30 protein-coding genes, 1 pseudogene and 1 riboswitch are annotated in these 25,043 nt (G+C 74.3%); of the genes and pseudogenes, 12 read left to right on the top strand and 19 right to left on the bottom strand.

Features of this window, described 5'->3' with window-relative positions:
* Positions 1 to 18 precede the first annotated feature (18 nt).
* Positions 19 to 1,026: an NAD(P)H-dependent glycerol-3-phosphate dehydrogenase gene (locus PH191_RS18655; protein ID WP_274196116.1), complete on the bottom strand. Its 1,008-nt coding sequence runs from the start codon at positions 1,024 to 1,026 to the stop codon at positions 19 to 21.
* Positions 1,027 to 1,109: 83 nt separating this feature from the next.
* Between PH191_RS18655 and thiD the strand changes: the two genes are divergently transcribed.
* Positions 1,110 to 1,946, top strand: coding sequence for a bifunctional hydroxymethylpyrimidine kinase/phosphomethylpyrimidine kinase (gene thiD, locus PH191_RS18650; protein ID WP_420791824.1), 837 nt, complete (start codon positions 1,110 to 1,112; stop codon positions 1,944 to 1,946).
* Positions 1,947 to 2,024: 78 nt separating this feature from the next.
* Here thiD and PH191_RS18645 read toward each other — a convergent pair whose 3' ends face one another.
* Positions 2,025 to 2,984 carry a D-2-hydroxyacid dehydrogenase family protein gene (locus PH191_RS18645; RefSeq protein WP_274196114.1) on the bottom strand — a complete coding sequence of 320 codons (960 nt, stop codon included), beginning with the start codon at positions 2,982 to 2,984 and terminating at the stop codon, positions 2,025 to 2,027.
* Positions 2,985 to 3,026: 42 nt separating this feature from the next.
* On the opposite strand from PH191_RS18645, the gene PH191_RS18640 reads away from it, so the two are divergent.
* Both PH191_RS18640 and PH191_RS18635 read left to right on the top strand, forming a co-directional pair.
* Complete coding sequence (locus PH191_RS18640; RefSeq protein ID WP_274196113.1) at positions 3,027 to 3,866, top strand: hypothetical protein; 840 nt, start codon at positions 3,027 to 3,029, stop codon at positions 3,864 to 3,866.
* A 69-nt stretch (positions 3,867 to 3,935) separates the two neighbouring features.
* Entirely contained in the window at positions 3,936 to 5,222 is a 1,287-nt protein-coding gene (locus tag PH191_RS18635) for a cytochrome P450 (RefSeq protein ID WP_274196193.1), read from the top strand.
* A 61-nt stretch (positions 5,223 to 5,283) separates the two neighbouring features.
* On the opposite strand, the gene PH191_RS18630 is transcribed toward PH191_RS18635, so the two are convergent.
* The gene (locus tag PH191_RS18630) at positions 5,284 to 5,790 is read right to left on the bottom strand and encodes a nuclear transport factor 2 family protein (protein ID WP_274196112.1); all 507 of its coding nucleotides are present in this window, start codon (positions 5,788 to 5,790) and stop codon (positions 5,284 to 5,286) included.
* A 71-nt stretch (positions 5,791 to 5,861) separates the two neighbouring features.
* Here PH191_RS18630 and PH191_RS18625 point away from each other — a divergent pair, with 71 nt between their 5' ends.
* On the top strand, positions 5,862 to 6,401 hold the full coding sequence (locus PH191_RS18625; RefSeq protein ID WP_274196111.1) for a TetR/AcrR family transcriptional regulator: 540 nt from the start codon (positions 5,862 to 5,864) through the stop codon (positions 6,399 to 6,401).
* Between the two features lie 65 nt (positions 6,402 to 6,466).
* On the opposite strand, the gene thiG is transcribed toward PH191_RS18625, so the two are convergent.
* The 3 genes from thiG to thiO form a co-directional block, all read right to left on the bottom strand.
* Positions 6,467 to 7,228 carry a thiazole synthase gene (gene thiG / locus PH191_RS18620; RefSeq protein ID WP_274196110.1) on the bottom strand — a complete coding sequence of 254 codons (762 nt, stop codon included), beginning with the start codon at positions 7,226 to 7,228 and terminating at the stop codon, positions 6,467 to 6,469.
* Complete coding sequence (gene thiS / locus PH191_RS18615; RefSeq protein WP_274196109.1) at positions 7,225 to 7,428, bottom strand: sulfur carrier protein ThiS; 204 nt, start codon at positions 7,426 to 7,428, stop codon at positions 7,225 to 7,227. The genes thiG and thiS overlap by 4 nt, the downstream gene beginning before the upstream one ends.
* Positions 7,425 to 7,534: riboswitch (TPP riboswitch) on the bottom strand. It overlaps the preceding gene by 4 nt.
* Positions 7,535 to 7,554: 20 nt before the next feature.
* Positions 7,555 to 8,688, bottom strand: a complete 1,134-nt coding sequence (gene thiO, locus PH191_RS18610; protein WP_274196108.1) for a glycine oxidase ThiO — start codon at positions 8,686 to 8,688, stop codon at positions 7,555 to 7,557.
* 32 nt (positions 8,689 to 8,720) lie between these two features.
* Here thiO and thiE point away from each other — a divergent pair, with 32 nt between their 5' ends.
* A complete protein-coding gene (gene thiE, locus PH191_RS18605) occupies positions 8,721 to 9,389 on the top strand; it encodes a thiamine phosphate synthase (protein ID WP_274196107.1) in 669 nt (222 codons plus the stop codon).
* A gap of 7 nt (positions 9,390 to 9,396) precedes the next feature.
* Here thiE and PH191_RS18600 read toward each other — a convergent pair whose 3' ends face one another.
* The 5 genes from PH191_RS18600 to PH191_RS18580 all read right to left on the bottom strand — a co-directional run bounded on the left by PH191_RS18600 (position 9,397) and on the right by PH191_RS18580 (position 13,647).
* The gene (locus PH191_RS18600; protein ID WP_274196106.1) at positions 9,397 to 10,308 is read right to left on the bottom strand and encodes a S1 family peptidase; all 912 of its coding nucleotides are present in this window, start codon (positions 10,306 to 10,308) and stop codon (positions 9,397 to 9,399) included.
* A gap of 108 nt (positions 10,309 to 10,416) precedes the next feature.
* Positions 10,417 to 11,640 (bottom strand): hypothetical protein, encoded by a 1,224-nt coding sequence (locus PH191_RS18595; protein WP_274196105.1) that lies wholly within the window; start codon positions 11,638 to 11,640, stop codon positions 10,417 to 10,419.
* Between the two features lie 184 nt (positions 11,641 to 11,824).
* The gene (locus PH191_RS18590; RefSeq protein WP_274196104.1) at positions 11,825 to 12,490 is read right to left on the bottom strand and encodes a DUF3159 domain-containing protein; all 666 of its coding nucleotides are present in this window, start codon (positions 12,488 to 12,490) and stop codon (positions 11,825 to 11,827) included.
* A gap of 2 nt (positions 12,491 to 12,492) precedes the next feature.
* Positions 12,493 to 12,933: a VOC family protein gene (locus tag PH191_RS18585; protein WP_274196103.1), complete on the bottom strand. Its 441-nt coding sequence runs from the start codon at positions 12,931 to 12,933 to the stop codon at positions 12,493 to 12,495.
* 72 nt (positions 12,934 to 13,005) lie between these two features.
* Positions 13,006 to 13,647 carry a TetR/AcrR family transcriptional regulator gene (locus PH191_RS18580; RefSeq protein ID WP_274196102.1) on the bottom strand — a complete coding sequence of 214 codons (642 nt, stop codon included), beginning with the start codon at positions 13,645 to 13,647 and terminating at the stop codon, positions 13,006 to 13,008.
* 103 nt (positions 13,648 to 13,750) lie between these two features.
* Here PH191_RS18580 and PH191_RS18575 point away from each other — a divergent pair, with 103 nt between their 5' ends.
* The gene (locus PH191_RS18575; protein ID WP_274196101.1) at positions 13,751 to 14,647 is read left to right on the top strand and encodes an AurF N-oxygenase family protein; all 897 of its coding nucleotides are present in this window, start codon (positions 13,751 to 13,753) and stop codon (positions 14,645 to 14,647) included.
* Positions 14,648 to 14,662: 15 nt separating this feature from the next.
* Here PH191_RS18575 and PH191_RS18570 read toward each other — a convergent pair whose 3' ends face one another.
* Positions 14,663 to 15,067, bottom strand: coding sequence for a hypothetical protein (locus tag PH191_RS18570; protein ID WP_274196100.1), 405 nt, complete (start codon positions 15,065 to 15,067; stop codon positions 14,663 to 14,665).
* 146 nt (positions 15,068 to 15,213) lie between these two features.
* Between PH191_RS18570 and PH191_RS18565 the strand changes: the two genes are divergently transcribed.
* Positions 15,214 to 16,293 (top strand): AraC family transcriptional regulator, encoded by a 1,080-nt coding sequence (locus PH191_RS18565; RefSeq protein WP_274196099.1) that lies wholly within the window; start codon positions 15,214 to 15,216, stop codon positions 16,291 to 16,293.
* Between the two features lie 7 nt (positions 16,294 to 16,300).
* Here PH191_RS18565 and PH191_RS18560 read toward each other — a convergent pair whose 3' ends face one another.
* Genes PH191_RS18560 through PH191_RS18550 form a run of 3 tightly spaced genes read right to left on the bottom strand, consistent with a single transcriptional unit; the run spans position 16,301 to position 17,814 of the window.
* Complete coding sequence (locus PH191_RS18560; protein WP_274196098.1) at positions 16,301 to 17,095, bottom strand: alpha/beta fold hydrolase; 795 nt, start codon at positions 17,093 to 17,095, stop codon at positions 16,301 to 16,303.
* 45 nt (positions 17,096 to 17,140) lie between these two features.
* Complete coding sequence (locus tag PH191_RS18555; protein WP_274196097.1) at positions 17,141 to 17,425, bottom strand: chorismate mutase; 285 nt, start codon at positions 17,423 to 17,425, stop codon at positions 17,141 to 17,143.
* A 23-nt stretch (positions 17,426 to 17,448) separates the two neighbouring features.
* A complete protein-coding gene (locus PH191_RS18550) occupies positions 17,449 to 17,814 on the bottom strand; it encodes a hypothetical protein (RefSeq protein ID WP_274196096.1) in 366 nt (121 codons plus the stop codon).
* Positions 17,815 to 18,207: 393 nt separating this feature from the next.
* On the opposite strand from PH191_RS18550, the gene PH191_RS18545 reads away from it, so the two are divergent.
* Genes PH191_RS18545 through PH191_RS18535 form a run of 3 tightly spaced genes read left to right on the top strand, consistent with a single transcriptional unit; the run spans position 18,208 to position 19,341 of the window.
* On the top strand, positions 18,208 to 18,438 hold the full coding sequence (locus tag PH191_RS18545) for a hypothetical protein (protein WP_274196095.1): 231 nt from the start codon (positions 18,208 to 18,210) through the stop codon (positions 18,436 to 18,438).
* Complete coding sequence (locus PH191_RS18540) at positions 18,419 to 18,913, top strand: Chromate resistance protein ChrB (protein ID WP_274196094.1); 495 nt, start codon at positions 18,419 to 18,421, stop codon at positions 18,911 to 18,913. The genes PH191_RS18545 and PH191_RS18540 overlap by 20 nt, the downstream gene beginning before the upstream one ends.
* Positions 18,910 to 19,341 (top strand): chromate resistance protein ChrB domain-containing protein, encoded by a 432-nt coding sequence (locus PH191_RS18535; RefSeq protein ID WP_274196093.1) that lies wholly within the window; start codon positions 18,910 to 18,912, stop codon positions 19,339 to 19,341. Before PH191_RS18540 ends, PH191_RS18535 begins: the two co-directional genes overlap by 4 nt.
* Before the next feature lie 469 nt (positions 19,342 to 19,810).
* On the opposite strand, the gene fmdA is transcribed toward PH191_RS18535, so the two are convergent.
* The 4 genes and pseudogenes from fmdA to PH191_RS18515 form a co-directional block, all read right to left on the bottom strand.
* Complete coding sequence (fmdA, locus tag PH191_RS18530; RefSeq protein WP_274196092.1) at positions 19,811 to 21,064, bottom strand: formamidase; 1,254 nt, start codon at positions 21,062 to 21,064, stop codon at positions 19,811 to 19,813.
* Between the two features lie 59 nt (positions 21,065 to 21,123).
* Positions 21,124 to 21,795, bottom strand: a complete 672-nt coding sequence (locus PH191_RS18525) for an AmiS/UreI family transporter (RefSeq protein ID WP_274196091.1) — start codon at positions 21,793 to 21,795, stop codon at positions 21,124 to 21,126.
* Positions 21,796 to 21,879: 84 nt separating this feature from the next.
* Complete coding sequence (locus PH191_RS18520; RefSeq protein ID WP_274196090.1) at positions 21,880 to 22,116, bottom strand: FmdB family zinc ribbon protein; 237 nt, start codon at positions 22,114 to 22,116, stop codon at positions 21,880 to 21,882.
* Positions 22,117 to 23,132: 1,016 nt separating this feature from the next.
* A pseudogene (locus PH191_RS18515) lies at positions 23,133 to 23,327 on the bottom strand (fluoride efflux transporter FluC); the annotation flags it as partial.
* A 57-nt stretch (positions 23,328 to 23,384) separates the two neighbouring features.
* Between PH191_RS18515 and PH191_RS18510 the strand changes: the two are divergent.
* Complete coding sequence (locus PH191_RS18510) at positions 23,385 to 24,545, top strand: MFS transporter (RefSeq protein WP_274196089.1); 1,161 nt, start codon at positions 23,385 to 23,387, stop codon at positions 24,543 to 24,545.
* Positions 24,497 to 24,997, top strand: a complete 501-nt coding sequence (locus PH191_RS30130) for an HD domain-containing protein (protein WP_420791823.1) — start codon at positions 24,497 to 24,499, stop codon at positions 24,995 to 24,997. Before PH191_RS18510 ends, PH191_RS30130 begins: the two co-directional genes overlap by 49 nt.
* Positions 24,998 to 25,043: the final 46 nt, after the last annotated feature.

Raw genomic sequence — 25,043 nt, 5'->3', positions numbered from 1 at the left:
TTCTCAGGCCGTGACGTCTCAGGCGGCTTCGTACTCGCTGCCCGCGGCGATCTTCTGCAGGCCCCGGTAGGCCTGGGCGGGCGTGCGGCCCTCGTTGACGACGCCGTCGACCTCGCCCGCGATGGGGGCCGCGACGTCGTGCTCCTCGGCGAGCTCGACGACGCTGCGCGCGGTCTTGACCCCCTCGGCGACCTGGGTCATCCCGTCGAGCACCTCGTCGATGCTCTTCCCGCTCGCCAGCTCCTCGCCGACCCGCCGGTTGCGCGACGCGCTGCTCATGCACGTGGCCATGAGGTCGCCGAGGCCGGTGAGCCCGGCGAACGTCCGGGGGTCGGCGCCCATGGCCTCGCCGATCCGCGTCATCTCGGCGAGCCCGCGGGAGATCACCATCGCGCGGGTGTTCATGCCGACCCCGAGGCCGTCGCCCATCCCCGACGCGATGGCGACGACGTTCTTGAGGATGCCGCCGAGCTCGCAGCCCAGGACGTCGTGGTTGGTGTAGACGCGGAAGCGGGGCCGGGCGAACAGCGGCTGCAGCGCGGTCGCCACCGCGGTGTCCGGCGTCGCGATCACCGCCGCGGCGGCCAGACCCTCGGCGATCTCCCCGGCGATGTTCGGGCCGGCCAGCAGGCCGACCGAGTGCCCGGGCAGGCACTCCTCGAGGACCTGGGTGGGGCGCTTGCGGCTGTCCGGCTCGAGACCCTTGGCCAGCGAGATCACCGGGATCCACGGCCGCAGGTGCGGGGAGGCCTCGGTGAGCACCGCCCGCATGCTGTGCGACGGGACGCCGACGACGAGCACGTCGGCGTGCTCGGCGGCCTCCTGGAGGTCCGAGGTGGCCCGCAGCTTCGGGGACAGCCGGCGGTCGCCCAGGTAGCGGCTGTTGGTGTGCTGGGTGGTGATCTCCTCCGCGGTCTCCGGCGAGCGGGCCCAGAGCAGGGTCGGCGCGTTCGATGCGGCCAGGCCCGCGACCGTCGTCCCCCAGGAACCGGAGCCGAGCACGGTGACGCGGACGTCGCGGGTCATGGAGCCTCCTTGCGCGTGGGTGAGCCGGGCCACGCTAACGACGGTGGTCCCGGCGGCGCGACGCCGTGCCCCGACGGGTCAGGATGACCGCCGTGAACCCCACCCCGCCGCGCGCGCTGACCATCGCCGGCTCCGACTCCGGCGGCGCCGCAGGCCTCGAGGCCGACCTGCGGGCGATGACCGCCTGCGGGGTGCACGGGTGCGTCGCGGTCACCGCGGTGACCGTGCAGAACTCGCTGGGTGTGTCCGGCGTGCACCTGGTGCCCGCGGAGACGGTCGCGGCGCAGGTGCGCGCGGTCGTCACCGACATCGGGGTGGGCGCCGCCAAGACCGGGATGCTCGCTTCGCGGGAGATCATCGACGCGGTCGCGGACGTCGTCGACGAGGTGGACATCGGGCGCGGACCGGACAGGACGCCGTTCGTCGTCGACCCCGTCGCGGCCTCGATGCGCGGTGACCCGCTGCTCACCGAGAACGCGATGGAGGCGATCCGCACCCGGCTCTTCCCGCGCGCCGAGCTCGCGACCCCGAACCTCGACGAGGTGCGCCTGCTCGCCGGGATCACGGTGACCGACGCGGCGACGGCGCGCGAGGCCGCCGAGGCCCTGCACGCGATGGGGCCGCGGTACGTGCTGGTCAAGGGCGGCCACCTGCACGGCTCGCCCGAGGTGGTCGACCTGCTCTTCGACGGCGAGCAGACCTGGGAGTTCTCGGGGCCGCGCATCGACACCCCGCACGTCCACGGCGCGGGCGACGCCCTGGCCAGCGCGACCTGCGCGGCGCTGGCCCGGGGCCTGTCGATGCCCGATGCCGTCGCCTCCGCCGAGCGCTACATCCGCCGCGCCGTCGCCGAGTCCTACCCCCTCGGCGCCGGCGTCGGCCCGGTCTCGCCGTTCTGGGCGGTGCAGGCGCACGTGTGAGGCGGCTCCGCCGCACGTGAGTGTTCCGGGTTGCTCCGGCGACCCGGAACACTCACGAGGCCGACGGCCCTCGGGCCCTCAGAGCTCCCGGATCGGCGCCCCGTCCGCCCAGGCCCGGATGTCCTCGACCGCCTCGCGGTAGAAGACGTCGTAGGTGCCCTCGGTGACGTAGCCCAGGTGCGGGGTGAGCACGGTGCGCGGGGCCGTGCGCAGCGGTGAGTCGGCCGGGAGCGGCTCGGCGCCGAAGACGTCGAGCCCGGCCCCGCCGATGGTGCCCGCGTGCAGCGCCTCGACCAGGGCGTCCTCGTCGACGATGGGTCCGCGCGAGGTGTTGACGAGCAGCGCGTCCGGCTTCATCCGCGCCAGCTCGTCACGTCCGAGCAGCCCCGTGGTGCGCTCCGAGAGCTTGAGGTGGATCGTCACGACGTCGGAGGTCTCCAGCAGCTCGTCCTTGCTCACCGCGCCGACGCCGGCGGCGCGGGCGTCGTCGGGGTCGAGGTGCTGGCTCCAGGCGACGACGTCCATGCCGAAGGCCAGGCCGACGGTCGCGACGGGCCGTCCGAGGCCCCCGAGCCCGATCACGCCGAGGCGGCGACCGGAGAGGTCGCGCCCGACGGTGTGCTGCCAGCGCCCCTCGCGCACGGCGCGGTCCTCGGCGGGGACGTGGCGGGCGAGCGCGTGGATCAGCGCCCAGGTCATCTCCACGGTCGGGGTGGACGGGCTCACCCCGCCGGTGCCCGACACCGTGACGCCCCGCGCCCGGGCGGCCTCGACGTCGATGGCGACGTTGGCCGGACCCGTCGTCACCAGCAGCTGCAGGTTCCCCAGGCGGGCGAGGACGTCGGCCGGGAAGGCGGTGCGCTCGCGCATGGCGACGACGACGTCGTAGGGCTCGAGCGCGGCGACGACGCCGTCGGCGTCACCGAGGTGCTCGGCGAAGAACGTCACCTCCTCCGCGTCGAGGGCGTCCCAGTCGGCGTAGGTGGAGGCGACCTGCTGGTAGTCGTCGAGGACGGCGACACGACGGGGTTGCGGCACGCGCCGGGTGTGCCCTCCGCGCCCCGGGGGCACACACCCGCCGTGCGTCCCGAGGCCGGCGACCCGGTGCCCGTCCTGAACCCCACGCGGGCCCGCTGGCCGATCTACGCCGAGCGGCCGCGGCGGCGGGCGCGCCAGTTCGTCGCCGACGTCGCCGTCCTGACCTGGGTCGCCGTCGTCGTCTCGATCGCGATCCTGCTCTACGACGCGGTGCTGACCCTCCAGGCACCGGGCCGCCAGCTCGGCGCGGCGGGGGTGCAGGTGCGCGACACCTTCGGCGGCGCCGCCGACACCGCCTCCGGGGTCCCGTTCGTCGGCGACGACCTCGCCCGGGCGCTCTCGAACGGCACGCAGGCGGGCGAGGGCCTGGTGGCGGCCGGTGACCAGGAGATCGCCGCGGTCGAGGCGCTGGCCTCCGGCCTGTCGTGGGCGATCGCCCTGCTCGCGATCGTCCCCGTGGTCGTGGCGTGGGCGTGGCTGCGCGTGCGGTGGATGCTCTCGGCCCGGGCGGTCCTCCTGCTGCGCGACGGCCTGCGCGGCGGGGAGGCCGACGCGGACCTCCTCGCGCTGCGGGCGCTCGCCCACGCGTCGCCCCGCAGGCTCACCCGATCGGTGCCCGGTGCGGCGAGCGGATGGCGTCGGGGCGACCCCCACGTCCTCGCGCGTCTGGCCGATCTCGAGCTCTCGCGGCTCGGCCTGGGCAGCCCGACGCTGGTCCGGGGCCCCGTGATGCCCCGGACGGTGGACGGCAACAGCGACATCGGGGACGATCCGGACAGCACCGCACGACGGTCACCCGGACATCTCCCCGGGGGCGACCCCGACGAACGGTGGGGTGACACACCCCCTCCACCGGGTCCGACCGGGGGACACACGGCCTAGCCTCGGTCCCCGGTCGGCGTCGCACCGGGCAGGGAGGGCACAGTGGACACGGTGGTGGACCGTTCACGACTGGCCGCACTGCGGTCGCGCGTCGTGGGGTGGGCGGCCCGGCAGTACCTCGCGTGGCGCAGCCGCCGCGGCCTGGACCCGGTGACGCTGCTCCCCGACCACGCGCTGATGCCCCTGCGGCGCGAGGGCCTGGACCCGGTGCCGGCGCTGCGCGAGGCGCGCGAGGACGCGCCGGTGCGGCACTTCCCCCTGCCCTTCGGGGTGACGGCGTGGCTGATCACCGGCCACGAGGAGGCGCGCGCCGTCCTCGGCCGCACCCGCGGGCTCTCGAACGACTTCGGGCACCTCGTCGGCCAGGCCGGCATCGAGGGCGGCCAGAACCCCGGCGGGCTGGGCTTCACCGACCCGCCGGAGCACACGCGGCTGCGCCGGCTGCTGACGCCGGAGTTCACCTACCGGCGCCTGAGCCGGCTGCGCCCCCGGATCGCCGAGATCGTCGAGGGCCGCCTCGACGCGATGGCGGAGCTGGCGGCGGCCGGCGAGCCCGTGGACCTGGTGCGCGACTTCGCCACACCGATCCCGTCGCTGACCATCTGCGAGCTGCTCGGCATCCCCTACGAGGAGCGCGACGAGTTCCAGGCGCTCTCCACCGCCCGGTTCGACCTCTTCGGCGGCGCGGGCGCGGTGTTCGACAACATCTCCGGCTCGCTGCAGTACCTCCGCGGCGTCGTCGAGCGCCAGCGGATCGAGCCCGGTGAGGGGCTGCTCGGGCAGCTGATCCGCGAGCACGGCGACGAGCTGGACACCGACGAGCTCGCCGAGCTCGCCGACGGCCTGCTCACCGGCGGCCTCGAGACCTCGGCGTCGATGCTGGCGCTCGGCGCGATGGTCCTGCTGCGCGACCCCGACAGCTTCGCCCTCGTGCGCGACGAGCCGGAGGCCGTGAACGGATTCGTCGAGGAGCTGCTGCGCTACCTGACCGTCGTCCAGATCGCGTTCCCGCGGTTCGCCACCGAGGACATGACCCTGGGCGGCGTCGCGATCAGCAAGGGCGACGGGCTGCTCGTGTCGCTCTCGGGCGCCGACCGCGACCCGCGCCTGACCCCCGACCCCGAGCGCTTCGACCCCCGCCGCGCCCCGACGCCGCACCTGGCGTTCGGGCACGGCATCCACCGGTGCATCGGCGCCGAGCTCGCCCGCATGGAGCTGCGCGCGGCCTACCCGGCCCTCCTGCGCCGCTTCCCGGAGCTGCGCCTCGCCGACGACGCCGGCAGCCTCGACGACCAGCCCTTCCGCACGACCTCGATCGTCTACGGCGTCGACGCCCTGCCGGTGGCCCTGCACTGACCCCGTGCAAGCCCTGCGTCCACGCTTGCACTCAACGCCAGGAAATCCCCATCGTCGACGGTCAGCGGCGAGCTGACCCCACCACCGCGAGCTCGGGCTCCCGCTCGGCCAGCGCGCGGTCGAAGGCAGCGATCCGCTCGGTGTCGGTGAAGAAGTCCTCGTGGTCGACGACGCGGCCCCAGCGCGTACGCAGCACGAGCACCGTCCGGTTCTCGTAGAGGCGCGTGCCGTCCTCGGCGTCGGCGTGGTCGTCGAAGCGCACCCAGATCGTCATCGCCCACGGCGGCCCGCTGACCGCGACGTCGCGCAGCTCGCCCTGGATCCGCGCGGCGACGAAGATGCGCAGGAAGCGCTCGATCGCCGGCTTGCCCGCCCACGGCCCCGAGAAACGGTGGTCGCCCTGCGGGAAGTGCAGCACCGCGTCGTCGGCGTAGGCCTCGAGCAGCGCCGTCGGATCGCCCGCATTGAGCCGTGCGACGTCCCCGGCGAACTTCCTCCGGAGCACCACCGGCAGCGCCGCCCGCGCCCCCAGGCCCGCGGCCACGCCGATCCCGACCCCCGTCCGCATCCCTCGCATCGCACTCACTCCCTCGCTTCTAGGTAGAACGCTCTAGTGAGAGAAGAGCATAGGATGTGACCGTGGACAAGACCCCCACCCGCGAGCGGATCCTCGTCGCCACCGCCGAGCTCTTCCGGCGCCAGGGCTACGCCGGCACCGGGCTCAAGGCCGTCGTCGCCGAGGCCGAGGCTCCGTTCGGCTCGCTGTACCACCACTTCCCCGGCGGGAAGCAGCAGCTGGCGGGCGAGGTGATCCGCGCCAGCGGGGCGTTCTTCCAGGCGCTGGTCACCGCCGTGTACGACGCGCAGACGAGCACCGCGGAGTCCGTCCGCGCCGTGTTCTCCGGGGCCGCCGAGACGCTCGAGGCGACCGACTACGTCGACGCGTGTCCGATCGCGACCGTCGCCCTCGAGGTGGCGAGCACCGACGAGCTGCTCCGGCAGGCGACCGCCGAGGTGTTCACGGCCTGGACCGAGGCCCTGACCGAGCGCCTCGACGGCGACCGCGACCGGGCGCTGGCGATCCTCTGTGCCCTCGAGGGCGCCTTCGTCCTCAGCCGCGCCCTGCGCTCCACCGAGCCGATGCACGCGGCGGGGCGCCTGGCCGTCGCGGGTCTCTGACGACTCGCGAGGATGCGGATTTCCTGGCGCTCAGTGCAAGCGTGGACGCAGGGCTTGCACGGCCGCTACTCCACCTGAGGGCTCGACGCCTGCGCCCAGTGGCGGCGGGGGATGCGCCCCGCACCGCGAGCCAGCCTCCCCGCCTCCACCCCCAGGCGCATCGCGTGCGCCATGGCCCACGGGTCGGAGGCGCGGGTGACGGCGGTGGCGAGCAGGACCGCGTCGCACCCCAGCTCCATCGCCTGCGCGGCCTCGGACGCCGTGCCGATCCCGGCGTCGAGCACCACCGGCACGGAGGCCGCCGACGTGATCATCTCGATGTTGTGCGGGTTGCGGATGCCCAGGCCGGTGCCGATCGGGGCGCCCAGCGGCATGACCGCCGCGCACCCGGCGTCGGCGAGCTTCGCCGCGAGCACCGGGTCGTCGTTGGTGTAGGGCAGGACGGTGAAGCCGTCGTCGACGAGCTGCTCGGCGGCGTCGAGGAGCTCGATGGGGTCGGGCAGCAGGGTCCGCTCGTCGTGGACGACCTCGAGCTTGACGAGGTCGGTCTCCAGCGCCTCGCGCGCCATCCGGGCGGTGTGCACGGCCTCGGCGGCGGTGCGGCAGCCGGCGGTGTTGGGCAGCACCTCGATGCCGAGGCGCTCGAGCAGGGCCAGCACGCCCGGTCCCCCGCCCGCGTCGAGGCGGCGCATCGCCACCGTCGTCAGCTCGGTGCCGGACGCGACGAGCGCGCGTTCGAGCACCGCCAGCCCGGAGGCGCCCCCCGTACCCATGATCAGTCGCGAGCCGAACTTGCGGTCGCCGATCACCAGCGGGTCCATGGTCATCCTCCCTGCACCGCGGTGAGCACCTCGAGGCGCGCGCCCTCGAGCAGCCGGACGGTCGCCCAGCTCGCCCGGGGCACGACCGCGCCGTCGAGGGCCACGGCCACGCCCCGCTCGGGCACGCCGTGCTCGGCCATCAGGGCGGCGACCGTCGTCCCGGCCGGCACCTCGCGGCTCTCGTCGTTCAACCAGACGGTGGTCATCGCGTGCCCCTCACTCCCTGCGCCGGCATGACCCGGATCAGGTTCGACGGTCGGGGCCCCGATGGCCCCCTCTCAGCCCCCTGACGGGGCTCCCGTGGTGTCCGTTTTCCAGAGTACGCGCGGACCTCAGCCCGGCGCGACGGCCGAGCGGTCGGCCGCGGCGGCACGGGCCTCGTCGGGGAGCGGGTCCCCGCGCAGGGCGGCCGCCAGCGCGCCGACGGTGACCGCGACCAGCAGCATCCCGTTGCGCCCGTGCCCGGTCGCGGCGAACAGGCCCGAGGGCCCGACCGGCCCGAGCAGCGGCAGGTTGTCGTCCGTGCCCGGACGGAACGACGCGGCGGTCTCGTCGAGCGCGTAGTCCGCGATGCCCGGCAGGACCCGCTCGACGTCGCCGACGAGATCGCGGACCCCGCCCACGAGCACGTCGGGATCGAAGCCGGCCTCGTACTGGGTCGCCCCGACCACCAGCCGCCCGCCCTCCCGCGGCACCGCGTACACCGGCCGCCCGCTGACGGCCGCGCGCACGGTGCGCGACGGCGGCGGCAGCGACGAGCGCCGCGCCCGCACCCGCAGGATCTCGCCCTTCACCGGGCGGACCCGGCCCTCGAGGACGGGGTGCAGCGCGCCCGACCAGGCGCCGGCGGCCACGACGACGCGGTCGGCCTCGAGCACCTCGCCGTCGAGCTCGACCCCCGTCACCCGCGCCCCGTCGTCCAGGACCCGCGACACGGGACGCCGGGAGACCACCACCCCGTGCGCCCGACCCGCGGCCTCGAGGGCGGCGAGCAGCGCGCGGTTGTCGACGGCGAGGTCGTCGGGGATCAGCAGGCCCGCCCGCACCGCGGGCCCCAGCGCGGGCTCGCGACGGCGCAGCTCGCGGCCGCCGTACCGCTCGACGTCGCGGCCCCATGCGCGCAGGTGCTCGACGACGCGGTCGAGGTCGGCGACGTCCGCGGCGTCGACCGCCACCTGCACCGTGCCCTCGCGACGCAGCCCGACCGGGAGCCCGCCGTCGGCGGCGACGGCCTCGGCGAACCCCGGCCAGAGCGCCAGCGACGCCGCACCCAGCTCGAGGACCTCGCGCTCCCCCGGCCACGCCTCGCTGATCGGCGCGAGCATCCCGCCCGCCACCCGCGAGGCCCCGGAACCCGGGTCCGGGTCGACGAGCACGACCTCGCCCGCGAGCCGGTCGCGCGCCGCGACCCACGCCACGGCGGCGCCCACCGCCCCCGCGCCCACGATGACGAGCCGGTCCGACACGCCCGCCGACGCTACGCGCTAGCGTCGTCACGGTGAGTGCCACGCCGATCGCCGGAGCCGCCGGCCGCACCGACCGACGCGCCCGCATCGAGGAGGCGCGGCTGTACCTGTGCACCGACTCCCGCGCCGCGCAGGGCGATCTCGCCGAGTTCGCCGATGCGGCGCTCCGGGGTGGCGTCGACATCATCCAGCTGCGCGAGAAGGGCCTCGAGGCGCGCGACGAGCTCGCCGCCCTCGCGGTCCTGGGCGGGGCCGCACGGCGCCACGGCGCGCTGCTGGCGGTCAACGACCGTGCCGACCTCGCCCTCGCCGCCGACGCCGACGTCCTGCACCTCGGCCAGGACGACCTCCCGGTGCCGTGGGCGCGCCGGGTGGTGGGTGACGACGTGCTGATCGGGCGCTCGACCCACGACGCCGACCAGGCGGCCGCGGCCGCCGTCGAGCCCGGCGCCGACTACTTCTGCACCGGCCCCTGCTGGCCCACGCCGACCAAGGCGGGGCGCCCGGCCCCCGGCCTCGACCTGGTCCGCGAGACCGCCGCCCGGTCGCCCGCCCGGCCGTGGTTCGCGATCGGCGGGATCGACGACGCCCGCCTCGACGAGGTCCTCGCCGCCGGAGCCACCCGGGTCGTCGTGGTCCGGGCGATCACCGAGGCCGACGACCCCGAGGCGGCGGCCCGCCGTCTGCGCGCGCGCCTGTGAGCCCTCGTCACGAGGCGGTCGACAGTCGCAGCCCCTCGGTGCGCAGCACCTCGTCGATCGGCTGGTAGAGGCTCGTGCCGCCGGCGGTGGTGCAGTCGCCCGTCCCGCCGGAGAGCACCCCGAGCGCCGAGCTGCCGGACACGAACGGCCCGCCGGAGTCCCCGCCCTCGCTGCACGCCGTGGTCAGTACGAGGCCCTGGACGGGGCCCGCCGCGTAGTTGGCGGTGACGTCGACGGCGGTCACCGTGCCGCAGCGCCAGCCGGTGGTGGAGCCCGACCGGCAGACGGCCGCGCCGACGGGAGCGGTCGCGGTCCCGGTGATCGCGCGCGTGCTCGACCCCTCGGCGGCCACCGACGGCGTCGCGCGCCAGCCGGGGCCCACGTCGACGACCGACCAGTCCCCGGTGCGGTCGAACACCGAGCTGCGCACGGGCCCGATGGGCACGTTGTTGGCGCCGGCGACCTCGCCGCCCCGCTGCGTGCAGTGCCCGGCCGTGACCAGCCGCTGCGCGCCGGAGGCGGCCGTCGCGGAGAAGCCCACGGAGCAGCGCCGTCCGGTGATCCGGATCGCGTCACCGCCCACGAGGTCGTAGACGGGCGGGTCCGCGCGCGGTGTCGGCGCCGCGACGCCGTCGATCACCCGGACGGCCGGGTCGACGGCGCGGGCCTCGTCCACCCACCCCGACGTGCGGGCGTCGCGCGGGCTGCTGTTGAGCGCCAGGACCACCGAACGGCTCGTCGCGTCCACCCACCACGCGCTGACCGCCGTCGGGGCGCCCCGCTGCTCGGCCAGCGCGTCGATCGACTCCTTGACCTGCCCCAGCTCCGCGGGGGTGTCGGCCGGCGCCGCGAGCGCCGGGACCGGAGCGCCCAGCAGAACGGCGGCGACGACCAGCAGGAGCAGGACCCGCCGACCCATCCGTCCCCCCGACTCGTCTGCCCGTTGCGCCGTTCGGCGTACAGACGACGACGGCCGGACGAACGCTAGAACGTTCGTCCGGCCGTCGGTGGGAGATCACCGGAGAAGTCAGCCGTTGGTGGAACCGCCTCCGGAACCCTGGCCGCCGGTACCGCCCCCGAGGTTCGGGAGGATCCCGTTCTGCGAGGTCCGCGGCGGCTGCGTGGTCGACCGCGTGGGCTGCGACGTCGTGGTGTCGCCGTCCGTCGGAGCCTGCTGCTGCTCGGTCTCCTGCGTCGTCGTCGCGGTGTCCTGGTCGTCGGTGGACGACTCGGCCGGCGTGGTCGTGGCCTCGCTCGTGCCGGTCTCCTGACCGAACAGGCTCCCCACCGAGGTGCCGCCCGATCCGCCGGACAGCGGGTGCCCGGTGGCGGTCTCGACGCCGATGGTGGCGAGCAGGGCGATGACGAACACGCTGGCCGCGACGCCGCCGAGCGTCAGCCAGGTCTTCCAGCCGAGGCCCTTCAGACCCGCCTTCAGTGCGGCCAGGCTGAACTTCGGACGCGCGGGCTCCGGCTCGACCGGCGCGACGCGCGTGGCCGGGTCGTCCGGACCACCGGGCCCGCCCGGACCGAAGGGGCCACCCGGACCGCCGGGGACGGGACGCCCGGGCTGCCCCATGACCGCGGTCGGGCCGCCGCCGGGTGGCGTGCCGGTCTGACGGCTCTGCGGGATGAACGCCGTCGGACGCACCTCGGTGGGCGCGGCGTGCGGGTCCGCGTTCGGGTCCATCCGCGGGTGCACCCGGGTCGGGTCCGCGAGCCCCTCGGCCCGCAGCGCGACCCGGCCGGGCGGCATCTGCGGCTGGCCAGGCTGCCCGGGGCGCGCCGTCGGCGGACCGGTGGGGACGCGACGCGTCGGGTCGGCCGGCGGCATGCCCGGGCGCCCCTGCGGGGGCGGCGGCATCGGCACGCCGGGACCGGGCGTCGGCGGGCCGACCATCGGCCGACCGCCCTGCACCCGGGTGGGGCCCGGCTGCACGGCCGCCGGGCCCGCGGCACCGGCGACCTTGCCCACGGCGGCGGCCACGCGGGTGTTGCCGGCGCTCGTGACGACGAGCTTCTGCTTGACCCGGTCACGCGTGGCCTCGAGGGAGCGCTGGTAGATCGCCGACCCGACCGTACTGATGATCGAGGCGACGGCGGCACCACCGATGGTGCCGAGAACACCCATGAACGACCCGAGGATCGCCGCGGTGGCGGCGGCCAGCGCGCTGGCGATGATCTGCGGGAAGGTCAGTCCAATACCTGACGAGGCTGCGGGGGACTTCGCTTCGGAGGTTGTGTCGGACATGGCTCCCGGGCTGCGCGGATCGGGTGCGGTCGACCCCCTCGTGGGGGGTCGGATGGCAGGTCGATGCTCCCACCGACCACAACGGACGACGTCTCCCATCGTCCATCGTTGTCCGCCCGTGAGAGCGTTCACCCGCGGACGATCTATGTCTCCACCGATCGGCCCAACGGCTGGTCCGACCGGATCATGACTCCTGGACGACGGGACGCCGCGGGCCTGGATGCCCGGGCGGTAGGGCCGAGCGAACCAGAGGCCAGGACGCTGCGATACAGGCAACAACGAGGGGCCAGGTCAGCGCCACCTGCGCGATCCCCAGCGCGACGACCTGGTCGGCCGCCCAGAGGCCCGTGAACACGACGACGCGCACCGCGTACTGGGCGACCCACACCCAGCTCGCCCGGCAGTACCCGCGCACGAGGTCCGGGTCGCGGCGCCACAGCGTCGGGTGGCCGGTGAGGGCGCCCACGACGAGCCCGAGCAGGGGCCAGCGGATCGCGATCGAGACCAGCCAGGCCGCGAGGCTCCCGGCGTTGGCGACGATGCGGGGCAGGAAGAAGTCCTGCGCCCGTCCGGTGTAGAGGGCGAGCAGCGCCGCGCCGACGGCCAGCAGCAGCCCCACCGCGACCGCGCGGGGACGCTCCCCGCGCCGGTGGCGCCACAGGGCCACCCCGCCCGCGACGACGACCGCGGCGATCCCGCCGGCCAGCACCGACTGCGGCCAGCCGAGCGCGTCCGCCGCGAGCCAGACGGCGACGAACGCCACCGACGGCACCGAGGCGTCGATCGCCTGGCCCTTGCCACCGAGCAGTTCGGCGAGCGGGTTCGTCTCGGGACCCCGACCGTCGGGCACGTTCAGCCGGTGGTCTCCGGGGCGCGGCCCCGGCGGAGGAGCTCCGCGGCGAACGCGGGTGACGGCGTGCTCGGGCTGGACACCTCGACGAGCATGCCGTTGGGGTCGGTCACCAGCATCTGGCGGCGACCGTGGAACAGGTCACGCGGCGGGGCGACCACGGGGATCCGCGCCCGGCGCGCCTCGGCGTGCACCGCGTCCACGTCGTCGACGAGGAACGTGAGGATCACGCCGGCGGGGTCGGCGCGGTACGGGGGCGGTACCAGCTCGTGGCCGACGGCCCAGATCGCCAGCTCGTGGGCCTCGTCCCCGTCGAGGAGGGTGAGGGCCACGTACCAGTCGCTGTCGAACGCGACCTCGAAGCCGAGCAGCGCGACGTAGAAGTCACGCGTCTCGGGCAGCCGGTCGGACAGGACGGTGGGGAACGAGCGGCGCATCGCCATGCGTCGGATCCTCTCTCCGGCGGGGGCCCCAATCGTGGCGCACCGCCCTCGGGCACCGGGGCGTGGGGGCGATCACGGACCGGCGACGGCGTCCGTCCCCACCGAGGCGCGGATGACCGCCCAGCAGGACTCCGTGAGCTGGCTCACGAGCTGGTCCAGCGTCGCGCCGTGAGGCTCGTCGAGCCAGTGCGAGCTGGCCGAGTCGACCATCCCGACGAGCCCGAAGGCGAGCGGGTGGGCCACCGCGGGCTCGATCTCGGCGCCCAGCGAGCCGTCGACGAGCATCCCGGCGACGTGCGCCGCGACGGTCGCGCGCACGTTGGTGGTCGCCGACTCGCCGCCGGTGCCGAAGGACGTGCGCTTGAGGTAGCGGTAGACGTTGCCGTTGGCGCCCAGCCAGCGCAGGTGCGCCCGCAGGGCCTTGGCGAGCATGTCGAACGGGCGTCCCGACGGACGCCACACCGGCTCGAGCTCGGCCACGAGCCGCTCGACCGAACGCGCGGCGATGGCGCTCTGCAGGTCGTCACGGCCCTCGAAGTGGCGGTACAGCCCGGGACGGGACACCCCGGCGCGCGCGGCGATCTGCTCGGTGGTGACCTCGGGACCGTGCTCGGCGATCGCGGAGCACGCGGCGTCGACGAGCTCCAGGCGCCGTGCCTCACGATGCCCGGCCCACCGCCGCGCCCGGCCGTCGGTGGTGGGCGTCTCGCTCATGGTCCCCCGAGGGTCCCACCGCCGACAGGGCCGTACCAACTACACGTGACACCATGTATCTGTTACATTGCGTCGCACTTACCCGCGGCACGAGAGGCACGCCATGACCCGCGCGCTCGCACCGACCGACCGGGAGCACACGGCCGCCCGGCTCCTGGCGTCCTCGGCCCGCCACACCCTCGACCCGTCCCTCGAGGTCGACTGGGACGCCCCGCTCGTCCCGGGCGGCTGGGGCATGCCGCCGGAACGCACCTCGCTCTACGGCACCGAGCTGTGGGACACCCTCGACGAGCAGCAGCGGATCACGCTCTCCGAGCACGAGGTCGCGAGCATGCTCTCGGTCGGGCTGTGGTTCGAGGTGATCCTCATGCAGATGCTCACCCGCTACGCCTACGACCTCGACCTCCGCGAGGGCCACGCCCAGTACGCGCTCACCGAGGTCGGCGACGAGACGCGGCACTCGGTGATGTTCGCGCGGGCCGTCAGCAAGCTCGGGACGCCGGACTACCGCCCGCACGGCCTCCTGCACCGCTTCGGCGGGCTGTACGGCCACATCGGGGCCGGGCCCAGCATGTTCGCGAGCGTCCTGGTCGCCGAGGAGACCACCGACCGCCTGCAGCGGGAGTCGATGCACGACGAGCGCATCCAGCCGGTGCTGCGCGCCGTGAGCCGGGTGCACGTCGTCGAGGAGGCCCGCCACGTGCGCTTCGCCCGCGAGGAGCTCGTCCGGCTCGTCCCGACGCTGTCCCGGGCCGCGCTCGAGCGGGAGCGCTGGCTGACCGCGCTCGTGTCGACGGAGGTGGTGAACGCCCTGGTCCAGGCACGGGTCTACCGCTCCGTCGGGATCTCCGGTCGGGTCGGGCGCGCCGCGGCGCTGGCCAATCCGCACCACCTCGCCACCAAGCGCTTCATGCTCGAGAAGGTGCTGGACTTCCTGCGGGGCGTAGGCATGGTCGGCGGACCGTCGGAGCTGGTCTGGCGGCGCGCCGGGCTGATCTGAGTCAGCGCCTCCGGGTCAGCGCCGCGCCGCCACCTGCTCGCTCGAGCGCCCGACGAGCACGAGCAGGCACCCGGCGAGGATCCCGGCGATCACCGCGCGGCCCCCGGAGTCGGGCGCGGCGAGGGCGACCAGCGCCGAGAACACCGTCGCGCCCCATCCGAAGGCCGCGAGCCAGCTCGAGATCGGCCGCAGGCCGGCAACCGTCGTCGGGTCCCGGCGGGCCCGCACCGCCCGCCAGCCGGCGAGCGCGAAGGCCAGGACGACGGCGACGACGATCGCGACGGTGCGCCCGGGGCTCGGCGGGACGAGACCGACCAGGACCAGGGTGGCGACGGCGACGAGCAGCGCGGCCGCGGTGACCAGCCACCCGGCCCGGCGCACGCGCGCGGCACCGTCGTCGGAGGCCGTCCCGATCGGCATGACGTGCAGGGTATCGGCGCACACGGGTTCCCTCCGAAGTGCGCTCCCGGACGGAGCCGTCGTGGGTTACCGTGACGGGCCGGTTGACCGCCCAGCCACTGCGCCCCGGAAGTCGCGGGGATGTCGCGTGGGACGGATCCGGGATCGTGAGCACCCAGCAGCGTTCGCCCGTGTCGTCGGACGGCATCGGCCTGGCCGACCTGCTCGACGGGCGGGCCCCGGTGATGGCCCGCGAGACCCGTCGCGGCCCGGAGCGCGACACCGGCGCCGGGCGCCCCCGGCTCGAGGCCGACGCGGTGCCCGTCGACGCCCTGGAGCGGATGTGCGGGCACGCGCTGCAGGTCGCGGGCTCGGTGCAGTGGGCCCAGGTCGTGGTCGCCGTCCGGGGTGCGCCACCGGTGATCGCATCGGCCGGCGACGTGTCGCCGACCACCGCCGAGGCCCTGGCCCGCGGGCCCCGCACCGCGGCGTGCCGGTCGGGCACCACGGTCGTCGTCGACGACGTCGCCGCCGACCCCCGCTGGACGGGCCTGCGCGACGGCACCCGAACGCCTGCGTCGCTGCTCGTCCTGCCGCTCCCCGGCGGCGACGGGGCCCTCACGCTCGCCTCCGACACGCGCGCCGCCTTCGACGCCGCGACGCGGGCGGTCGCCGCCGAGCTCGCCCGTCACGTGCACCGCCTCCTCACCCCGTCGGACTCGGAGGCGGGGGTCCGGGCGCGCGACCTCGTCGTCGCGGCCCGTGCGCTGCTCTCCCGCCACCACGGGATCACCCCCGACGCGGCGTTCGACCTGCTCCTCGAGCGCGCCAGCGAGGCCGGGGCGTCGATCCTGGCGTGCGCGGAGCAGGTGGTCGACGAGCTCGGTCAGGACCAGGTCGCCGGACCGGTCCACCCCGCCGAGCCCGCGAACGTGCGCCGCGCGCTCGCCTACCTCGAGGAGCACGCGACGGAGGACGTCGACGTCGCCGACGTCGCCGCGGCGGCCGGGCTCGGCACCCGTGGCCTGCAGATGGCGTTCCGCCGCTGGCGTGCCACCACGCCGCTGGCCCACCTGCGCGACGTCCGGCTGGCCGGGGCCCACGAGGAGCTGCGCGCCGCCGACCCCCGCGACGGCCGGACCGTCGCCGACATCGCCTCCCGGTGGCGCTTCACCCACCCCGGGCGCTTCTCCGTCGCCTACCGGCGGCGCTACGGCTGCTCGCCCAGCGAGACGCTGCGCGCCTGAGGCACCGTCAGGGACCCTCGGTGAACCGGAGGACCTCGGCGGTGAAGAGGTCGGTCCCGGTGTCCATGGCCACGTGCCCCTGCCCGGCCATGACGACGACGCGGGAGTCCGGCAACGCCTCGTCCAGGGCCTCCGTCGCCCGCCGCAGCAGGGGCGAGCTCTCGCTCCCGGTCAGCAGCAGCGTCGGCACCGCGAGCTCGCGGAACCGCTCCGGGTCGAACCGGTACGCCCTGGTCGCCCGCAGCTCCCGCGGGATCGTGTGCGCCGTCGCCATCCGCGCCCGCCACACGGGCAGGGAGCGCGTGGACTCGATCACCTCCGGCGGCACTCCCGCGATCTCGCGCGCCATGGTCGCCACCACCCCGTCCCGGTCCCCCGCCTGCAGCAGGGTCTCGAGTCGCTCGAGGACCTCGGGAGGGTTCATCTCCGCGCCCGCCGCCCCGAACGGGGGCTCGTAGAGCACCAACGCCCGGATCCGGGAGCTGAGCAGTGCGGCCTCGAGCGCGCACAGCCCACCGTGCGACTGGCCGAGGAGGGTCACCGGCTCCCCCAGCGAGTCGACCACGGCGGCCACGTCCTCGAACTCCCGCTCGAGCGCGTAGTCCTCCGCGTCGCCGCTCGCGCCGCGGCCACGGCGATCGATCGCGCAGACCGTGTAGCGCTGCTCGAACGCCGGAAGGACGGGAGCCCACCGGCTGTGGTCGGCGGAGGTCCCGTGCACCAGCACGAGCGGCGGCCCGTGGCCGCTGCGCCAGTAGGCGATGGGCGTGCCGTCGCGGGAGGTGACCCTCTCCTGGTCCATGGACACTCCTCCAGAATCTCCCGCCCCCGGGGGGAGGCCCCGCACCTACGCGGGGTGCCCGCGGGCGCGGTGCTCACCGAGTTCCAGGGCGATGAAGGCGTCGACCATCGCGGCGTAGGTCGCCGCGACCACGTCCGGGTCGGCGCCCTCCGCCACCGCGCGCTCCCGCACCCTCGCCATGAGGGCGGCGCGCCGGTCGGGAGCCCGGACGGCCGCGTCGTCGGCCTTGAACGCGGCCGCGGCCCGGACCTGCTCCTGACGCTGCCCGAGCAGCGCCACGATCTGGTCGTCGATGCGGTCGATGGCCGCGCGGACGTCGTCGAGGGACATGGGAATCGGCGCTCGTCGTCCGCTCAGCCGTCCTGGGCCGGGACGGGCGCACGCCAGTCGAGGACCATCTCGGGCATCGGGCCGGGCGGCGGCTCCGAGAGGTCCAGGCCGTAGATGCTCATGAGGAACTCCCGGAACTCCACGTCGAACGGCTCCTCGGACGTCGCCATGAGCTCGAGCGTCCTCCCCGGATCGTCGGCCTCCATCACCATGATCTCCCGGGGCCCGTCCGGGGTGTGGTCGACGAAGACGCCCTGGCGGATCACGCCCTGCCGCGCCCGGGCCGCCGTGTACTCGTCCCTCCGCGCCCCCGCGAACTCCTCCATCGCATTCCGCCACTCCGCGTACTTCTCGGGCGGGATGGGCATCGAGATCACGATCATCGACATCGGGCGCTCCGTTGTTCGCCGTTCGGTCCGGCCGAGTGTGGCAGCGCGACGAGCGACCCGACCCGACCCTCACTCGATCCGCCCAGCGCTCTGAGCAGCGCTTTCACGATGGGCGACGAGCCGACGACGGTGCGGCGCCTCCCCCGGGTCAGGTCGTGCGCGAGGGCCGTGGAACGACGGTCAGGGCGCCGGGAGCCGCGCCGGCCGCCGCACGGCCGTGCTGCTCCCGGTGCCACGCCAGGGTCTGGGCGAGGCCGGCGCGCAGCGACGTGGTGGCACGCCACGACGCGACGGCAGCAGCCCCTGTCAGGGTAACTCTGTCACTCTTCGTGATCAGGAAACGGTCAGGTCGGACACCTGGTGAAACCTCGGTTGCTGTGCAACCGTGGTTGCATGGTCGAGGTCGGTCGTCGACGTCCGGACTCCGTGCCCGCCGTGGGCGGTCGTGACGCTCTCGGGCTCGCGGCGCTGGTGGTGGGCCTGCTGCTGTTGATGGCCCCGCCGGCTCTGCAGGTGTTCGCGGTGGCGTCCGTCGCCGCGGCGTGGGCCGCCTGGAGGCTCAGCGGGTGGCTGGAGCAGCGGCTCCCGGAGGACGGGGGCGAGGATGCCCGGCGCGGATCCTGACGGCGCGGGCGCCTGGGTGCTGCTGACCTATCGGCTCCCGCGGGAGCCGTCGACCGCCCGCGTCGGGGTGTGGCGCAAGCTCAAACGGCTCGGGGTCGCCCAGCTCGCCGACGGCGTCGTCGCGCTGCCCGCCGACGCCCGCACCCGCGAGCAGTTGGAATGGCTCGCCGACGAGGTCGTCGAGAACGGGGGCGCGGCCACCGTCTGGGACGCCCGACCGGGCGGCCGGCACGCCGAGCGCGAGCTGGCGGAGGCGATGAGCGAGGCCCGGGCGGCGGAGTACCGCGCCGTGGCCGATCAGGCGCGGTCCGCAGGCCTCGACGAGGGTGCCCGGCAGAACACGGTGCGCCGACTGCGCGGCGAGCTCCGCAAGATCGGCCGGCGCGACTACTTCCCCCCACCGGAACGCGCCGAGGCCCGGCGCGCGGTCGACGAGCTGGCCGCCTCCGGCGAGCACGAGGAGGCGACCCGATGAGGTGGGCGACCCGGGCGCACATGCACATCGACCGGGTGGCCTGCGCCTGGCTGATCCGTCGGGTCGTCGACGAGGACGCCGAGTTCGTGTTCGTCGCCGACCCCGCCGAGGTCCCGGCCGACGCGACCGCCTTCGACATGCGTGGTGTCGAGCTGTCCCACCACGGTGGCGACTGCAGCTTCGAGACGATCCTGCGCCGCTACGAGATCACGGACCCGGTGCTGTGGCGGATCGCGGAGATCGTCCACGAGGCCGACCTCGACGACGAACGCTTCGACGCCCCGGAAGCTCCCGGCGTCGACGTCGTCGTCCGCGCCCTCGGGATGGTCTGCGACGACGTGACCCTGCTCAGCCACACCGGGCCACTGTTCGACGGGCTCTACGAGTACTACCGCCGCGCCACCCTGCTGGGCCGCGAGCCCTCCTGATCCCTCGCCGGAGCGCGCCCTCGTAGACCCGGAGCCGGCGCGGGGAATCGAACCCCGGACCTTTCGTTGACAAGCCCGATCAGGAGTGGTTGTCACTTGCCCTGAGCTGGAGACGCCACCTCCAGTGGTCCAGCTCGGACCGGCTTGCGTGCGGGGCGGTTGCTGTCAGCTGGTGCTGTCAGAACAGCTCACGACCAGCCGCGGGCCACCGCCCACAAGTTCAGTCCGCGTGCCTCTCGGCGGAGGGCGAGCCACGTCCTGATCGTCCGCATGGCGACCGTGCTCCATCGACCCTGGTCGCTGGAGCGCGACGCTGAGCCCAGCGGCCTTTGCCGGCGCGACTCCCCGTCAGCCGATTCGGGCAGACCCCGGGCGGCGATACGGCCGTCGGACACCCTGATCTTCCCGGAGGGAGACCGCGACCGCCTCGGGGATCGAGGACTGGCCGCGGCCGCCTCCGGCGCCACGCTCAGCTGCTGATCGCCGCCATCCCGCGGTCGGCGGACACCGGGCCGGCCGACGACGGGCGCACGTCGAAGTCGAAGATCGCCGTCGGCAGGTAGAGCGAGCAGCAGGCGTTCGGGATGTCCACGATGCCGCTGACGCGCCCCTCGATGGGCGCGGAGCCCAACAGGAGGTACGCCTGCTCGCCCGAGTACCCGAACTTCTTGAGGTACTCGACGGCGTTGAGGCAGGCTCTCTTGTACGCCAGCGTGGCGTTCAGGTACTCGTTGGTGTCGTTCTCGTGGTCCACCGAGATGCCGATGAACGTGAGGAACTCGGAGTAGCGCGGCTCGACGTTGCCCGGCATGAAGATCGGGTTGGTCGTCACCCCGTAGGTCTCCATCCCACCCTTGATCAGGTCGACCCCGAAGTCGATGAAGCCGCCCATCTCGATGGCGCCGCAGAAGGTGATCTCGCCGTCGCCCTGGCTGAAGTGGAGGTCGCCGCCGGAGAGCTTGGCGTCGTTCACGTGGACCGGATAGAACACGCGGCTGCCCCGTGTGAAGTTCTTGATGTCGTGGTTCCCGCCGTTCTCCCGCGCGGGGACGGTGCGCGCGCCCTCCCGCGCGATCCGGTCGGCGACCTCACCGGTGGCCGTGCCGCCCAAGCTGTTGTCGGTCAGCGGTGGGAGGGCCAGCGGAGGCACCCGGTCGGGTTCGCGATCGATGAGGGCCTGCTCGCGACGGTTCCATCGGGCCAGCAGGTCGGCCGACGGCGCGGTGCCGAACAGCCCGGGGTGGGTGATGCCGGTGTATCGCACACCGGGGAGGTGGCGGGAGGTGGCGACCTGGCCGCGGAAGTCCCAGATTGCCTTGGCCGATTCCGGGTACCACTCGGTCAGGAACCCTCCGCCGTTCTCCCGCGCGAAGATTCCGGTGTAGCCCCAGCCCTGACCCGGGGCGTCGCCGAACTCCTGGGGTGCCTGCACCGGGCCCAGGTCCAGGATGTCGACGACGAGCAGGTCGCCCGGCTCCGCGCCCTCCACGCCGATCGGTCCGGAGAGCATGTGCGCCCGGGACAGGTCGACGTCACGGACGTCGTTCGCGGAGTCGTTGTTGCCGATCTGCGCGTCGGTCCACTCGCGGCACTCGACCCGGAAGTCGCTCCCCGGGCGGACCATCGTCGCGACCGGGACGTCCGGGTGCCAGCGGTTGTGGCCGGGTACGGCCTGCTCGCTCATGGACTTGCCCTGGTCCACCGAGAACACGACTTCGGGCATGGTGATCCTCCTTCGGGCGGCTCGGGTCCCGACCCGGCCGGTGTGGTGGAACGGTCAGCTCAGCGGGTGCTGACCGGGCGGTCAGGGGCCGGTGCGGTCGGCTCGGGGGTGGGCGCCGGCTGGGCGTGCGCCCCGCGTTCACGGCGGTCACGGCGTGCGGTGGGGAGCAGGATCAGCACCATCGCCACGCCGATGACGGCGAGCACCATCGCGGTGGTGCTGGAGGTCGACCAATAGCCGGAGAACAGCAGGAAGCCCGGGATCGCGGCCGTGACCCAACCCTCGATGAGGGCCACCCAGCCCGTGTAGCGGGTGAGCCACTCCTGCTTGAGCCCGAGCAGGACGAAGAACAGGGACCACAGGAGCGCCCAGTAGAGCCAGATGACGCCGAACGGGGCGTCCTCGAGTCGGGTGAAGTTCATGAAGGAGTAGCCGAGCGCGGCGATGGCCACGAACAACGAGAACCAGCCCACACCGGTGGAGTCCAGCCCGGCCAGCAACCCGATCCCGACGTAGAGGTAGGTGAAGCCGAACAGGTAGAGCCCCGAGGCCAGCAGGATGGTGTCCTGGTCCCCGTTCGCGGTGAAGATCAGGAACGTCGGGGTGACCACCTGGAGGCCACCGACGAAGAGATTCATGATCGCGCCGGCCCGCGGCTCGACCCTCCCGAGCAGCATCACGCCGTTGATGAACAGGACGGCTCCGACGTAGAACAGACCTACTGATGCCACGACACGTCCTCCTTCGGGCAGGCGTCGTCGACCTCCCGAGATCCCGGTGCGGCGGCGCGGTCCCGCTCGGCCGGGGCGAAACGACTAGCGGCGCTCGCCGCCGGGCGAGCGACGGACCACCTCGGGTGCGTCCCGGCTGGCCTCCTCGCGCGCCAACGCGGAGCGCAGTGCCGGGTTCATCCCGGCCAGCGACGGCGCGTCCCACCGCCGCGGCGAGGACGCACCACAGCGCGTGCAGATCGCGCGATCCGGTGCCTCGCCCATCGGGCGCGTCAGGTCGAAGTCACCACAGGCGGGGCAGCGATAGGCGTAGGTGGCCATCGCGACCTCCGTGGGTCCGACTCTCGTCGCGCTCGAAGGAGCGAGAGTCGCCTCCCTGCGGGAACCGCGCAAGGGCCCCAGGTTGCGCCTCGGCCACGGTCGGGACACCGCGCGGTGGCCCGTCATCAGCGGCGAGCGGCCGCCTCCCACCGCCTATCCACCGTTGGGCGACCGGCACGGTGCACTTGTCGCAGGAATGCCCGCGGCCGCTCCACCCCTCATCGGTGGGGTAATCCCCAGCTCGAGGAGGGCGGACCGACCATGCAGACCCCGATACTGCGGCCAGCGCCGCCCGTGACCCGGCGGGCACGGACGCGATGATCCGACGGCCGTGGAGCGGCGACCGAGTGCCGCCGCTCTGCGAGCGCTGCTGGTACCCCGTTCTGCACGGGCAGCCCGCACGCTCATACCACCCGCGCGTCGAGGGCGTCCCTTTCGCTCCGCTCTGGGTGTGCGTGGTTCACCGAGGCCCGGTCTGCCCAGCGCCCTCCGGATCGTCGGGACTCGGCGGCACGCCATGAAGCCCAGTAGCCCCCGGCGCGGGCGGGGGGTCCTCCTCGACCTCCTCGAGGGCGGAGTCGAGCAGACGTTCCAGATCGCCGAGCCCACGGCGTGGAGCGCGCCTGTCGACGACCACTACACCGTCATCGACGACACCGGCCTCCGCGAGGGCATCCGTGATCGCCTGCGCGCTGCGCAGGCTGCGCCCGGCGAACCGGTCTGCCGCCCGGTGCTTCTCCGGGGGCTCCCAGCTGTCGTCCCGCCCCCTCAGGGGAGGAGGTGAGTTGTCTTGACCGTCATCGTCAGCCATTGGCGCTGTCTCCGTTGCGACGTCGAGGGGCGTGATCCCGAGCCCTCGCCGTCGTGCTGGAGCTGCGGACAGGACGTCGTCGTCACGGCGAGACCATCGTGTCCCTCCGAGCCCCCCGGGACCACCTGAGCGAGGTGTCCTCCAGACCCCTGTCGGGCGAGCACCCGCGTCGAGGCGCCGGCGTATGGGGCCACACGGGCGGCAGTCAGCCGGTGCCTCCTGCGGCGGCGAACCCGAGGCCCGTGGCGCCCAGACCGGCAAGCACCGAGACGACGATGTTGAAGGCCGCTTGGGTCCAGGCGCGGTCTTCCGCGAGCCGGACGGTGTCGTAGCCGAGGGTTGACCAGGTGGACAGTGCCCCGCAGAACCCGGTGCCGATCAGAACAGCAACGGCGGGCGAGACCGTGGCGTCCGCGAGCTGCTGACCGAGCTGGTGCCCGCGCGCACCATGTGACCCGTGGCCGACACCGGCGCCCCAACGGCCAACAAGAGACGCGCACTCACCGGCGCAGTCCTGCTCGACCTCGCCGTCAGCCCGCTCTTCGCCTGGGACGTCTTCACCGACTCCCTCGGCACGGACCTCGGCGCCAGCGACGCCCTGCTCGCCGGCGTGTTCTCCGTCGGCCTGGCCGCCTTCATGCTCGGCGTCCTGATCGGCGGACGGGCCGCGGACACGTTCTCGCCGCGCCGGCTCGCCCTCCTCGCGCTCGCCGGGACCGTGCTCGGCCTGCTGGGCAGCGCCGTCGCCTCGTCGGTGGTCGTCCTGTTCCTGACTTTCGGCGTCCTGGTCGGCGGCTCCACCGGACTCGGCTACGCCGCGGCCGTCCGCGTCGCCGGAACCGTCGCCTCCGGACGCGGTCTCGCCCTCGGCCTGGTCGTCAGCGCCTACGCCGCCGGCACCGCCGTCCTGGCACCACTTGCCTCGCTGTTGTTGGCGGCGCTGGGCCGCAGCTGGACCTTCGTCGTCCTGGCCGGCGCGCTCGGAGTCCTGCTCGCCGTCGCGGCCACCCTCGTGCCCGGCGCCGCGCCTACCTCGCGTCGACCGGGTGACAGCAGCGTCCGACCGACTCGCCTGAGCGGGCCCGTCATCGCGCTGTGGCTGGCCTTCGGCCTCGGGAGCGCGCCCGCCCTTGCGGCCTTCGCCCAGGCCGGAAGCCTCGCCGGGGACATGGCCGTCGTGACGCTCGCGGTGGTGCTACTCAACATCGGCAACTTCGCCGGCCGGCTCATCGCCGGTCCTCTGTCTGACCGCATCGGTCGGCGCGCCGCACTCCACGCCAACTCGGCGCTGCTCGTGCTCGCCTGCACCCCGCTGGCGCTCGGCGCGAGCGGACCCCTCGCCCTGGCTGCTCTGCTCCTGCTCGGCACCCAGTACGGGGCGCTGTCGACGCTGACGCCAGCGGCCACCTCGGACGTGGTGCCGCCCGAACGCTTCGGCACCACCTATGGCCTCGTGTTCACCAGCTGGGGCGTCGCCGGCCTCCTCGCACCCGTCGCCGCTGCCACGCTCGCCACTGCGATCGGCTATGGCGCCGTCTATTCGGCCTTCCTCGTGGTCGCTGCGCTGTCGTGGGCCTCCGTCGGGACCTACGCACGGCTCGCTGCCAGCCACGAGTGAGTCCCAGCGGGACGACTACCGTGAGATGTGTGCCGCCCGCCGCTGGTGGTTCTCACAAGCCAAGCGACGAGGAAGGTGGAGCTCGGCCCGCGACTGGTCGCACCATCGCCGCCGCCCTGGCTCACGAGCTCCTTGCGCCGCTTGGCGATCGGTACCGGCACACGGTGAAGGTCGCGGCTCGCGCGGAGGAACTGGCCGGCGCAGTTCCGCCCGCGGATCGCGAGCTGCTCGTCGTCGCGGCATGGTGGCACGACCCCGGGCACGCGCGCCTGACCTCGTCCAGACGGGGTTCCACCGATAGACGGCGCCCGGTATCTGGCCGCCAAGGGCCACTCGCCGCGGCTCTGCGGGCTCGTTACTCCGAGACGTCCTGTGACGCCGGTACTGACGACGACCCCCGACGAAGGACGCAGGCTGCGTCCCTCGCCCTCTGCGGCCGTCAGTGGCGGTGACACCACGGCGACCGGCACCCGACCGGGGCGACCGGCCGGGTGCCGG

The sequence above is a fragment of the Actinomycetospora callitridis genome (assembly GCF_028737265.1).
In the GTDB taxonomy this organism is placed as follows: Bacteria; Actinomycetota; Actinomycetes; order Mycobacteriales; family Pseudonocardiaceae; genus Actinomycetospora; species Actinomycetospora callitridis.
The sequence above is the reverse complement of the archived record's forward strand: the minus strand, read 5'-3'. Positions and strand labels throughout refer to the sequence as shown.